Origin of the sequence: Paenibacillus sp. 1011MAR3C5 (assembly GCF_003591485.1) — a bacterium.
Taxonomy (GTDB): Bacteria; Bacillota; Bacilli; order Paenibacillales; family Paenibacillaceae; genus Pristimantibacillus.
On sequence record NZ_QZCF01000001.1, the window covers coordinates 812,018 to 823,562 of the forward strand.

The 11,545-nt window shown below is 53.0% G+C and carries 13 protein-coding genes; all 13 read right to left on the reverse strand.

The window, feature by feature from the left end; genetic code table 11:
• Window positions 1-35: 35 nt before the first annotated feature.
• The 13 genes from D3P07_RS03690 to D3P07_RS03750 all read right to left on the reverse strand — a co-directional run bounded on the left by D3P07_RS03690 (window position 36) and on the right by D3P07_RS03750 (window position 11,541).
• Window positions 36-998 (reverse strand): RluA family pseudouridine synthase, encoded by a 963-nt coding sequence (locus tag D3P07_RS03690; RefSeq protein ID WP_119798717.1) that lies wholly within the window; start codon window positions 996-998, stop codon window positions 36-38.
• A gap of 7 nt (window positions 999-1,005) precedes the next feature.
• A complete protein-coding gene (locus D3P07_RS03695; protein WP_119798718.1) occupies window positions 1,006-1,608 on the reverse strand; it encodes a cob(I)yrinic acid a,c-diamide adenosyltransferase in 603 nt (200 codons plus the stop codon).
• Window positions 1,609-1,720: 112 nt separating this feature from the next.
• Complete coding sequence (locus D3P07_RS03700) at window positions 1,721-2,938, reverse strand: aminotransferase class I/II-fold pyridoxal phosphate-dependent enzyme (RefSeq protein WP_119798719.1); 1,218 nt, start codon at window positions 2,936-2,938, stop codon at window positions 1,721-1,723.
• A 17-nt stretch (window positions 2,939-2,955) separates the two neighbouring features.
• On the reverse strand, window positions 2,956-3,447 hold the full coding sequence (locus D3P07_RS03705; protein ID WP_119798720.1) for an Lrp/AsnC family transcriptional regulator: 492 nt from the start codon (window positions 3,445-3,447) through the stop codon (window positions 2,956-2,958).
• A 219-nt stretch (window positions 3,448-3,666) separates the two neighbouring features.
• Window positions 3,667-4,053, reverse strand: a complete 387-nt coding sequence (locus D3P07_RS03710; RefSeq protein WP_119798721.1) for a spore coat protein — start codon at window positions 4,051-4,053, stop codon at window positions 3,667-3,669.
• Between the two features lie 36 nt (window positions 4,054-4,089).
• Entirely contained in the window at window positions 4,090-4,311 is a 222-nt protein-coding gene (locus D3P07_RS03715) for a hypothetical protein (RefSeq protein ID WP_119798722.1), read from the reverse strand.
• A 61-nt stretch (window positions 4,312-4,372) separates the two neighbouring features.
• Window positions 4,373-5,551: a Ger(x)C family spore germination protein gene (locus D3P07_RS03720; RefSeq protein ID WP_119798723.1), complete on the reverse strand. Its 1,179-nt coding sequence runs from the start codon at window positions 5,549-5,551 to the stop codon at window positions 4,373-4,375.
• The gene (locus D3P07_RS03725) at window positions 5,548-7,020 is read right to left on the reverse strand and encodes a spore germination protein (RefSeq protein ID WP_259391326.1); all 1,473 of its coding nucleotides are present in this window, start codon (window positions 7,018-7,020) and stop codon (window positions 5,548-5,550) included. The genes D3P07_RS03720 and D3P07_RS03725 overlap by 4 nt, the downstream gene beginning before the upstream one ends.
• Window positions 7,017-8,102, reverse strand: coding sequence for a GerAB/ArcD/ProY family transporter (locus D3P07_RS03730; protein WP_119798724.1), 1,086 nt, complete (start codon window positions 8,100-8,102; stop codon window positions 7,017-7,019). The genes D3P07_RS03725 and D3P07_RS03730 overlap by 4 nt, the downstream gene beginning before the upstream one ends.
• 99 nt (window positions 8,103-8,201) lie before the next feature.
• Window positions 8,202-9,119: a cysteine synthase A gene (gene cysK / locus D3P07_RS03735; protein ID WP_119798725.1), complete on the reverse strand. Its 918-nt coding sequence runs from the start codon at window positions 9,117-9,119 to the stop codon at window positions 8,202-8,204.
• 30 nt (window positions 9,120-9,149) lie between these two features.
• A complete protein-coding gene (locus D3P07_RS03740; RefSeq protein ID WP_397334521.1) occupies window positions 9,150-10,370 on the reverse strand; it encodes an MFS transporter in 1,221 nt (406 codons plus the stop codon).
• A 99-nt stretch (window positions 10,371-10,469) separates the two neighbouring features.
• Window positions 10,470-11,006: a hypothetical protein gene (locus D3P07_RS03745; RefSeq protein ID WP_119798727.1), complete on the reverse strand. Its 537-nt coding sequence runs from the start codon at window positions 11,004-11,006 to the stop codon at window positions 10,470-10,472.
• A 112-nt stretch (window positions 11,007-11,118) separates the two neighbouring features.
• Window positions 11,119-11,541: a DUF350 domain-containing protein gene (locus D3P07_RS03750; protein WP_119798728.1), complete on the reverse strand. Its 423-nt coding sequence runs from the start codon at window positions 11,539-11,541 to the stop codon at window positions 11,119-11,121.
• Between the last annotated feature and the right edge of the window lie 4 nt (window positions 11,542-11,545).

Below are 11,545 nucleotides of genomic sequence, written 5' to 3' on the forward strand. Positions count from 1 at the left end.
CCATGTTCTCCTTCCGATATGTAATAGTGGGACTGCTAGTTTTCATCCGCTCCTAGCAGCTTCTCCAGCCTCACCAGCTCCGCAGGCAGAGGCGCTTGCCATTCCATTGGCACTTTCTTGATCGGATGCACGAACCCCAGGATCTCCGCATGGAGGGCATGACGTCCTGCGGCAAGCTCCCACTCTCCCACGCGGCCATGCTCCGGTCCATAGAACTTGTCCCCAATCAGCGGACATCCGATATAGCGCATATGCACCCGAATTTGATGGGTCCGCCCCGTCTCCAGCTTGAGCCGGACAGAAGCGGCCACTGTTCCCCCCGACCCAAGATAGGAAGCGATTACCTCATAATGCGTGACGGACGGGTAGCCGTCCGGCCTCACCACACGCAGATGCGGCTGCTCGTCGTCCCGGTCAATCGGCTCATCGATGGTGCCTGCAGTCGGCTCGGGCACGCCATACACATAAGCGCGGTACAGCTTCATGACGCTTCCCGCTTGCAACTGCTCCGACAGCTGCTGGTGCACATAGCTTGTTTTTGCAATGGCGACCAGCCCCGACGTCTCCTCGTCCAGCCGGTGAATGGGGCGGAAACGAACCCGCTCGCCCTTCTCCTTCCAATGATGGACGACACCGTTGGCAAGCGTGTTCGTATAATGGCCGTGAGTCGGATGAACGATCATGCCTGCAGGCTTGTTCACAATAAGCAAGTCATCGTCTTCATATACCACTTCGATCGGGATGGGCTGGGGTAAGATGTCTTCGGACTCTTCCTGCTGCATTCGAAGGCGAATGATATCGCCCGACTTCGCAGTCGCTGTCGTATAGACCCGCTCCTCGTTCAGCGTAAGCCCGTGCTCGGTCAGCTTCACCTGGGAGAGCAGCTTACGGGAGACGCCAAGCCTGCGTTCCAATATCGTCCGAACCTGTTTGCCGTCATCCGAATCCGTCACCTCGACGACAAGCGGAGCGTAGTAGCGCCCGTTCCATTGTTCCATTGCCGCTTCAGCCTTTCTCCTCGGATGTACCCTTGGTCTTGGCTTTACCTTTGCGGAATACTTCCGCACTTCTGACATATTCCGTATCCGGCACGCCGAGATTGTAATTGGCTACGCGGGCCGCTGCGAAGAAATAATCGGACAGCCTATTCAAGTAGATTAGTACATCTTGATTAATTACATGCTCGCCTGATAGAGTAACGACCCGGCGCTCCGCTCTGCGGCACACCGTTCTGCACACATGAAGCATGGATGACAACGCGCTGCCGCCAGGCAGAATAAACCGCGTAAGCTCTGGCGCTTCCACGATGTAACGGTCGATCCACTCCTCCATCCGAACAGCCGGCTCGCCATTCATCTTATACGGAACGCCTACTTTGGCATACGCCAAATCCGAGCCGCAATCGAAGAGTTCATGCTGAATGTCGAGCAAGCAGCCTGCCATCTCCTGAAGCGACTCATGCTTCGCCGCTTCGGCTTGCGCCAAGCCTACGAAGCTGTTCAGCTCATCAATTGTGCCGTATGCCTCTACGCGGATATCGTCTTTGCCGACTCTGCCGCCAATCAGCGACGTCTGGCCCTTGTCTCCGGTCTTCGTATATAACCTCATTCGATCCCTCCAAGTTCTTCCAACGGGCGCACACAGCCAAAGCTCAGCCCGTTATCCTTATAGCTCCGCTTATAGCAACAGCAGGCCGGATGGACTCCTGCCTGCTGATCGGCTAGCCTTGCTTTAATTGATGTACGAAATTTCCGATGCGGTCAAGCGCTTCGGTCAACTGTGTAACAGATGTCGCATACGAGCATCTTAGATGCCCCTCGCCGCCTAAGCCGAATACGTCGCCCGGCACCGCCGCGACGCCTGCTTCTTCCAATAGCCGCTGAGCGAATGTCTCGCTCGACAAGCCGGTAGAAGCGATCGAAGGGAAGGCATAGAACGCGCCTTGCGGCTCATGGCATTCCAGCCCGATTTCCCGGAATCCCTTTACGACAAGCCTGCGCCGCTGGTTATAAGATTCGATCATGCGGTCCTTTTCCTCCAGGCCATGCTGGAGCGCCTCGAGCGCCGCATATTGCGCCATAATCGGAGCACACATAACGGTATATTGATGAATCTTAAGCATTGCGGCAATGATGTCGGAGTGCCCGCAAGCATAGCCCATCCGCCAGCCCGTCATCGCGAACGCCTTGGAGAAGCCGCTAACCAGAATGGTCCGGTCCTTCATCCCCGGCATTGCCGCGAAGCTTACATGCTTGGAGCCGTACGTCAGCTCGGCATAGATTTCGTCCGAGATGACGATCAAGTCGTTCTCTTCCACGACCTTCGCGATCGGCAGCCAGTCCTCGTAGGTCATGATGCCGCCGGTCGGATTGCTCGGATAACATAAGATAAGTACTTTGGAGCGAGGCGTAATAACAGCTTGCAGCTGTTCCGCCCGCAGCTTGAAGTTATCTGCTGCGAACGTCTCGATGCCCACCGGCTTGCCGCCGCTCAGAGCCGTTATCGGTGAATAAGAAATATAGCAAGGCTCAGGAATCAGAATCTCATCGCCCGGCGTAATGAGCGCGCGGAGCGCCAGATCGATCGCCTCGCTGCCCCCTACCGTCACAATAACCTCGCTCGCTGGATCATATTCGACCGAGAACGAGTCATTCAAGTAATGCCCGATCGCCTCCCGAAGCGCAGGCATTCCCGCATTCGATGTATACTGGGTCTTGCCAGACTCCAGCGAGTATACTGCTGCCTCCCGAACATGCCATGGCGTAACGAAGTCCGGTTCGCCGACGCCAAGCGTTATGATATCCTTGCGCGTGCTGACCAAATCAAAAAACCGGCGGATTCCCGACGGTTTGATGTCTCGAACGAGAGGAGACAAATAGTCAGCCATCGATTGGCGCTGCACAGGGATGGAGGTTCCTTGCGATTGGTCTTTAATCATCACCATCACCCTTTATGTTACGGCGATACCATCAACCGATGGTCACCTTCGTTCTCCTCGAAGATGATGCCGTCCTGTTTATATTTTTTCAATATGAAAAAGGTCTTGGTCGAAAGCACCGCATCAATCGGCGACAGCTTGTTGGACACGAACGAAGCAACTTCCTTCAGCGTCTTCCCTTCAACCTCTACCAGCAAATCATAGGCTCCTGACATCAGGTAAACCGATTTCACTTCCGGATACAGATAGATTCGCTCGGCAATGCCCTCGAATCCGCGCCCGCGTTCAGGCGTAATCTGAACCTCGATCAAGGCTGTTACCTTCTCATCATCTACCTTGCTCCAGTTCACGACCGTCGCGTATTTGACGATAATATGCTCTTGCTCCATCGCGGCAATGGCTTCCTTCACTTCCGCTACCGGATGATCCAGCATGGTCGCGATCAGCTCCGCGTCCCTGCGGGCGTCTTCCTTCAGCAGTTCCAATACTTTTAATTGTAATTCGTTCATGCCAAAGCTCCTTCCAGCTCGCCTGCGGTTATAAAAAATATATTACACCTAATCCCCTTTTCCTGCAAAGAAAAAGTGTAATGAGAAAACCTCTATCGAGGCCTTTCAAGATGAGCGACCGCATTGAGAGGTAGGGTTTATCGCCAAATTGAATGAATAAATCCGCTATCCCCGGATAACTTATCAATTCTATTTAATAAAAAAAGACCCCGAAGGGTCTTAGCTATAATACGGCTGCTGCTGTTGGCCGGACTGCTCCTGGTGGATCGGATTGAAGTATGTTCCTTGCTGCGCTCCGCCCAGCGCTTGCTGAAGCTGCTGCTTCGTCTTTTGCGCCGTCTGCTTGTATTGCTGCGCCTGCTTGTCCAGCTCTTGTCTAAGCGCCGGTGATGCTGTATTGTACATATTGCTCTGCTGCAAGGCCTGGAACAGCTGTCCCTGCGCCTTTAGTGTATTGTCGAGCAGCTTAGTGAACAACTGGCGAATATCCGGACAAGTCGATTCCGTCGCCGCTGTCGCGTATTCACGTACGACGCGCTTCAGATCCGACAGGACGGTCGAAGCCAGATCTTCCTCCGTCAATATGGATTGCGATTGCTGATTCATCTTATTCCCTCCAAAACGGTATAGAATTTCATAGTGTTATTGCGGCTGGGTAGGCGCCATCTGCTGATGGTGCTCAATCGCGTGCATAAGCGAATCGTAATGCTGTTGATGCATCTGGATCATCTGGGAGCAGCAGTTCTTGATTGCTGGTGTAGTCGCGACCGAGACAACCGCTGCGCATTGCTTCATAAGAAGGTCCTCATTGGACATGGAATCCGCAATATACTCCAGCTCCTTGGCTGTCATAGGCTGCAGCATCGTAAATCCCTCCTTTGCGCTTGATATATTGACTTCCGTATTATGAGCCAGTTTCCTTTTTTTATGTGCCGCTCATCAATTGGAATTTGCCCGTATCCGTCAGATTCAGGTTCACTTCGATTTCTGCCAGCTGGTCCCGCTGCGGCATCCAGTCCCGGCCTTTGACATAGCGCTTCCAATAACTGTGATGATGGCGGTACAGATAATGCTCCAGATGGTAAACGTCCATCCCCTTCTGAAGGCCGAAGCGATAGGTAGACTCGATCTCTTCCTTGACCCTCTTCTCGATGGAATCGACAATTTCGCGTTCAGTCATCTGTCCGTCCAATTCCACCACATGCCCCTTCAACTGCACATTCAAGCGAAAAACCGCCTTATCCGGAATCGACGAATCGATACGGAACCGGTGGTCTGAGGCTGTCACCGAGACCGTTGCCTCATTCTCGTCGCCCCCTGCCTTCGCGAACACCTTATCGAATGATTCATCCAGCCAGCGGATTCCAGGCAATTCCTTCTCCAGCACATAGCCCTGATACTTGAAATTTTTGAACACAAATACGCCGTCGATGAGCTGGGTGTTCATCTTCTTGCTGTCGTGGCGCCAATACGTCTTCGTCGTATTCAGGGCCGGCAACAACGTCGTCATGGACGGCTCTCTAAGCTGCTGCACCACATTCTGCATCTTAAGCGGCCTTGTGAACGTGTACTGCACGTCATGCGGTCCCGGCATGTACAGAATGCTGTTCAAGGGCGACTGATCAAAGAAATTCTCCGTTGTAAAAATATTTTCGATCGGCTCGTTTGTGCCATAAAGCAGCGACGTATAACGCGAAGCGCGCTGCCGATTCAGCCCGTCCAGCACATCCGCTATTTTGCCAAGCGCCCGCTCTTGCACAACAATCGTTTTGAGATGCTCCAGATTAAGCGTTGTATAGCCGCCTCGGCTCAAATTATAGAAGGCGAGCAGTACGGAATCGCCCTTGCCTTGGCCAATCCATATCTTCTGCGCTTGCGGCTGCGGAGACTCGGTCTTGGCTACGGCCGCAAAATTGATCATCTGAGTATAGATGTTGTATTGACCATCCTTATAATCGACCCCAAGAGCGGATATATAGCTTACATCCTGCAAATTCACCTCGTCCCAACAGCCGGCTAGCAGAAGACAAGCCAGCACGAGGGCAGCGGCTGCGGACAGCCTTCGTCTCCATGCCATACATCCCCAGACCCTCCGGCTGCTCATGGGCGTTTCCTCCGGTTGGAATTCAGCATCCAAGGCTTCTGCACAAGCGATGAGATGGCATCCTTGATGTGGAGCGGCGCAATCGGCTGCATGTAGGGCTGTCCGAATGATTCCAGCGAGCACATATATAGAAGCAGCCCGAACATGCCTACAAAAAAACCAAACATGCCGAGTATAGAAGATAAGATCAGGATGACGACCCTGAAGAGGCTGACTGAGCCCGCCAGCGACTGATTCACGAGCGTGAACGTAGAGACAGCCGATACCGCTGCCACAACTAGCATCGTAGGCGAAGTCATGCCAGCCCGGATAGCCGCATCCCCGATAATGAGTCCGCCGACGACGGAGACAGTCTGGCCGACCGGCCTTGGCAACCTGACACCGGCTTCCCGGAACACCTCGAACAGCGTCAGCATCAGGAACATCTCCATCGTCGCCGACAGCGGCAAGCCGATGCGGGAGATGGTAACCGTCGCCAGCAGCGTAAAGGGAACCTGATCCGTATTGTAGGACGACAATGCAACCCAGAAGCCGGGCAGGAAGAGAGACAACAGCAAACCCAGAATGCGAAGCAGCCTCTCCAGCGATACAAAGTAAAACGGCAGATGCGTATCTTCAGGCGATTTGATCAACAGCAGGAGATTGCCCGGTCCGATCAATGCAGCCGGAGAGCCGTCGACCAGAATCGCGAATCTGCCCTTCATTAAGGATTGAACGACATAATCCGGCCTGCCTACGTAGTCCAGCAGCGGGAAGAGCGCAAGCGGACGGTCGGACAGCCGCTCCTCCAGCTCGCCTGCACCGTTCAGCGATGGAAGATGAAGAGAACGGACTCTTCGCCTGACTTCATCCAACAGTTCGGGAGGCGCCTGATCAGCCATATGCATGATTGCGATCTCCGTCTGGGTGTCGGCACCGATTTTGTGATATTCGATATGCAGATTAGGGGTGCGGAGTCTCTTGCGCACAAGCGCGATATTAACCGACAGCTGCTCGACAAAGCCGTCCCTTGGCCCTTTTAGCGACAGCTCCATCGAGGATTCCTCTGGCGTCCGCGCAGGCTGATTCGCAATGTTGTATTCGTAGAAGCCTTCCTCGTCCGAGAAGACCACAATGACGCTTCCGGCGAACAAGCGCGCATAGATGTGATCCGGATCATCAGGGTCAAGCGGAACGAAGATCCGGCTGGGACGGCTTTCCTCCGATCTCTCCGGCGACAGCGGCGCCTCGTTATCATGCTTCCACTTCTCCAGCGTTGGCAGCAGGCCCAGATGATACATTTGGCTGTCAATAAGTCCGTCGCAATAATAAATATAGGCCAGATGCTCCCGGCTCCCTCCGATATGGACGGTCTGCTCCATTACATCGTTGCATGGCTTGATTCGCTCCTGGAACTTCGCCAAGATAAGCCGTTCTTTATGCCGCAGGTTATCTCCTGTCGGTTCTTCCTTATGCATATTTCCGCTCATGATCTCACCCGCCTTTTCTTCAGAAAGCTGATGGCATAAATCGCGACGATCAGACTCATCGTAGCAACCCCAAAATATCGGAATCCAAAACCGATAATCAGCCGATACTCGATCATGTGGTTCGTCCAGTAAGCCGCCATGCCCCCAAACAAGACGGCAAGGAGAGCGGGAACGATCCATTTATGTCTCAATCGGCTCAGAGGATTGAACTCTAATATGAGATAAATGGTCAGCGACACCCGAATAAGAGCCCCGGAGAGCCACTGAAAGATCGCGAAGAAATCGACATGCTCGAAGTAACGGCCGATCGACACCAGTCTCCACTGCGCGAATGCAGGATATCGCATCTTCTCCGCTTCAAGCGGCCCGAATTCGGATATAGCCCCGGTCAGCGGACCGATGGCCAGTACCCCCAAAAATACGATAAGAAGCATCAAATGCCACCGTTTAAAGCTTTTCTTCAAATGATGCTGCATGAACAAAAGCATAAACAGCTCGCTGAAAGCCGTCATGCAATTGATAGAAGCCCTTACAACAGGCGAGAATCCAAATTCCAGCATCGGCAGCAAATAACGGTAATCCTTATGAGGCATGTTCGTAGACATGACGAAATCGCCAAGCAAGACGACCAAAGGCACAAGCAAACAGCTCATGAAGGCAATCGTTCTCAGCCCCATGCAGGCAGCGTATAAACAAAGAGCAAGAAAAACGAATGCAACGACATACGTAGGCGTGTTGGGCAGATAGGTGGTGCCCGTCCATGACGATGTAACGATCAAAGTCTCCGAACCGACCAGGAACAGCACAAGCAGAAAATAACCGATAATGATCCAGGCAAGGACAGGATGTATACGATCCTTCAGCCATTTGTCGAACCTTTGATGATTGAGTTTTTTGAGCAGGTTGAAAAAAGGGATGGCTGTCCAGGGCAAAATCACGATAAAAGCAAAAATAACAGCCATCCATGCATCGCGCTTGGCATCGCTCAGCAGAATGGGGACGATTAGCACATGGTTGACCAGGCCGACCGTTAAAATGATTATAGCGATAGACGGAATTATTCCGAAGGGTTTGACTTTCATGGCATTCACTTCCTCACAACCAAAAGGTTGCCCAGAAGCGAATGCCAAAATGCATATGGAGAGGTAAAAAATGATAGCTAAGGGGATCAATCGGAGAGATTAAAATATGTCCATGCTCAAATAACGCTCGCCTGTATCAGGCGCAATGCAAATCACGCGTTTGCCCGTTCCCAGCCTCTTCGCCACCTGCATGGCCGCCCATACGGAAGCGCCGGAGGACGGACCTACCAGTATGCCTTCCTTGCGGGCAAGATCGCGCATGGTGCTTAAGGCATCCTCGTCAGAAGCTTGAATAATTTCATCATAGACCGATGTGTTAAGAATAGCTGGCACGAAGCCTGGGCTTGTGCCTACCAGCTTGTGCGGACCCGGCTGGCCACCCGACAGGACGGGTGAGCCCATCGGCTCGACGACCGCTACGTGAAGTCCCGGAATCAATGATTTTAGCGTCTCTCCGGTTCCTGTGATCGTACCACCGGTGCCGGCGGTTGCGACGAAGGCATCCAGACGCCCTTCGCATTGATCCATAATCTCCAGCGCAGTTGTCGATCGGTGAATATCCGGATTAGCCCGGTTCTCGAATTGATTCGGAATAAAGCTGCCGGGAATGCCCGCCCGAAGCTCTTCCGCCTTGCGAATTGCGCCCGGCATCCGTTCGGCTGCCGGTGTCAACACAACATCCGCGCCATAAGCCTTCAGCAGCTTGATTCGCTCCGCCGACATATTGTCCGGCATGATCAGAATCATGTTATAGCCCTTTGCGGCGGCTGTCATTGCCAGACCAATGCCCGTATTGCCGCTAGTAGGCTCAATCACGGTATCGCCCGGCTTGATCAGCCCCTCTCGCTCCGCAGCCTGAATCAGCGAGAAAGCGGCTCGGTCCTTGACGCTGCCGCTTGGATTAAAGCGCTCCAGCTTCACGCACACATCAGCGCTTCCTTCTTCCGCCATCCGGTTTAATTGTACAATCGGCGTAAGGCCGATTAATTGGGTTACATCCGTTACTGCTCTAGCCAATAGTCATCCTGCCTCCGTTCATCTTCCTATTCAATCTGCGGCCGGCTGCCGCCGAGTAACCCCCTGTTGCAAAAAAGGCCTCATGCACCACCAACCTGCAATCGGCACGAGACCGACCGCAAGCATAAGCCATGTAATCGCCCTTGGCGAATCATAATTCGGTATGACAATAAGATAAGCTGTCAGCCCCAGCAAACGCCCTGCCGTAAGCGCCATCTCCCGCAATACGATCAATTCTTCGCGATGGTCGGCGCTCTCTTGATTGCGGCCGATCACATCGAAAACTTTGGTTGTCATTGGGATCATATAGAAGGGAAGGAACAGGGATGTGCCGATGCCGAACACCAGCAAAGTCCCATACGATACTTCCCAGAACAACGGCAAAATCACAACCGCGATCATCACAACGCCGGCGAGCATCGACCATGTCAGCCTCAGCTTGCCCGTCCACTTGCCTGCGATGCCGAAGCTGATCAGCGCAACCAGCGAGGTGATAAGTGAATAGAGGCCCAATTTGCTCTCGGTACGCGTCGCGATATAGACGGTCAAGCCGACAAGAAACATGAAGACACCTTCCCTGACGCCTTGCGCCGCAATCGCCGGGAACAGCCGGCGCCACGGATTCCCTTTCTCCTTCAATTGCTTGAGGCCAAGCGTCCATTCATACCGGCCTTCCCCATGCCGTTTCTTGAGCCAGAAGCTGAGCACGACGCCTAGTCCGAATATAGCCAGCGACAGCATAAAGATAATGCGGTAGCCCTTCTCGCCCTGCATGGATGTTATGATCAAGCCCGATATCCAAGGGGCTACTATGCCGGCAGCGGAGCCGAGCAGACCCGCCCAGCCGTTATAGCGGTTTCGCGTATCTGGATCCGTCACTTCGAAGTAGATGACATTAAAGGCAAGCCAGAACAGTCCCATGGCAATCCCGCTCAGCACACCGAGCGGGACTGCCCAGTCCTTGGCCCCATCGCCCAGGAAAAGAACGACGCAATAAAAAATGCCGGACAAGGCAATGCCCGTCCGCAGGCTGTGCATCTTGTTGTACTCCTTCACCCATTTGCCCGCAAGCCAGAAGGTCAAGCCTCCCAGCGCGTATTGAGCGAACGTGAACCAGCCTATAATCATATAGGAGCCGCTTGATTTCCATAGATATACTGGGACGAACGTACCAGACAGGGCACTTGAAAATCCGTACAGAGCTTGAACGACAAGAAGCAGAATGGCTTGCTTCTCCAATGCTTTCGCCAAAACGACACCTCCAGAACACGATAAGCCGTGCTTAGATATTCGTTTTGTAACATGCCCTGTTGCCGGAGCACCCATGCCCGTCCAATATTGGCAATGGATCTAAGAGTGGGCTTCCAGTCGGCTCACCATCTCTTCGCGGTCGCGAGGGCTTAAGAAGGATGCTGTATGGTAGCACGACGGACAGACATATAGATGAATCGTATACGGATTAGGCAATACCGATATGCCGATAGCCTGAGGCTCAGACGGCTGATAGCGGTCTCCGCCTACAATCTGCGTGCCCGTCTCGATCATATACTCCCGGCATGCCGGGCATTCCGGCACTTCAAGCTGGTTGTCGATAATACGCTGAATGACACCTTCGGCTGCCAGCAAGCTGCGATTGCCTCCGCGGAATCCATTCTCATCATTCATCCAGCTTGTGTCCGGCCCTTCCTCTTCTTCCTGCCAATCCTCTTCCTCGCTGTCATCCCGGCTATTCTCTTGCTCTTCGCCGCGCGCAAGTCCGACCTGCACGGAGCGGTAGGCGCTAAGTTCATTTTCGCAATGCGGACAATGCGTCTCCGGGCCAACCTCTTCATCCCAAATAATTTCCGACAGGCACCATTGGCACACCTGGCTTTGCTTCTCTTGCATAAGGTACATCCTCTCTAAATGTTAATCCAATATATAATGCCTACGATAAAAAACAGAATGGATACGACCAGCAGTGTTACCCACAAATACTTCATGCTTAAGGCCTCCAGCTCTACACGATAATCGTCGCCCCGATTACATAGGAAAGCGATACGGAAATAATCATAGCGATAAAACCAACTGCACGATTGTCTTTCTGAATTTCCTCATCAATACGGAATACGGGCGTCAAAAATTCAAATAAAAAGTAGGCGACCAGCAAGATGATGAAGCCGAATGCGCCCCACAGCAAGGAATGATAGATAGAATCATTGGATTCGATTGAGAAGCGGAAGATGTTGCAAATACCAAATATTTTGCCTCCGGTTGCCATAGCCACCGCCATGTTCCCCTTCTTGATCTCTCCCCAGCACTTGTATTTGGTCACCAGCTCAAAGCATGATAAAAACACAATAAGCGATAGAACCGTAACCGATACAAAGGCGAGCGTTGCCGCATACGGGTTATCAAGCAGCTTATCGATCTCTGTTCCCATGAAC

Excerpts from the sequence above, each read along its gene's own strand:
- D3P07_RS03745 (WP_119798727.1), bottom strand. The coding sequence starts at position 11,006 with ATGCAAGAGAAGCAAAGCCAGGTGTGCCAATGGTGCCTGTCGGAAATT.
- D3P07_RS03720 (WP_119798723.1), bottom strand. The coding sequence starts at position 5,551 with ATGAGCAGCCGGAGGGTCTGGGGATGTATGGCATGGAGACGAAGGCTG.
- D3P07_RS03725 (WP_259391326.1), bottom strand. The coding sequence starts at position 7,020 with ATGAGCGGAAATATGCATAAGGAAGAACCGACAGGAGATAACCTGCGG.
- D3P07_RS03705 (WP_119798720.1), bottom strand. The coding sequence starts at position 3,447 with ATGAACGAATTACAATTAAAAGTATTGGAACTGCTGAAGGAAGACGCC.
- D3P07_RS03730 (WP_119798724.1), bottom strand. The coding sequence starts at position 8,102 with ATGAAAGTCAAACCCTTCGGAATAATTCCGTCTATCGCTATAATCATT.
- D3P07_RS03695 (WP_119798718.1), bottom strand. The coding sequence starts at position 1,608 with ATGAGGTTATATACGAAGACCGGAGACAAGGGCCAGACGTCGCTGATT.
- D3P07_RS03715 (WP_119798722.1), bottom strand. The coding sequence starts at position 4,311 with ATGCTGCAGCCTATGACAGCCAAGGAGCTGGAGTATATTGCGGATTCC.
- D3P07_RS03690 (WP_119798717.1), bottom strand. The coding sequence starts at position 998 with ATGGAACAATGGAACGGGCGCTACTACGCTCCGCTTGTCGTCGAGGTG.
- D3P07_RS03710 (WP_119798721.1), bottom strand. The coding sequence starts at position 4,053 with ATGAATCAGCAATCGCAATCCATATTGACGGAGGAAGATCTGGCTTCG.
- D3P07_RS03700 (WP_119798719.1), bottom strand. The coding sequence starts at position 2,938 with ATGATTAAAGACCAATCGCAAGGAACCTCCATCCCTGTGCAGCGCCAA.
- D3P07_RS03750 (WP_119798728.1), bottom strand. The coding sequence starts at position 11,541 with ATGGGAACAGAGATCGATAAGCTGCTTGATAACCCGTATGCGGCAACG.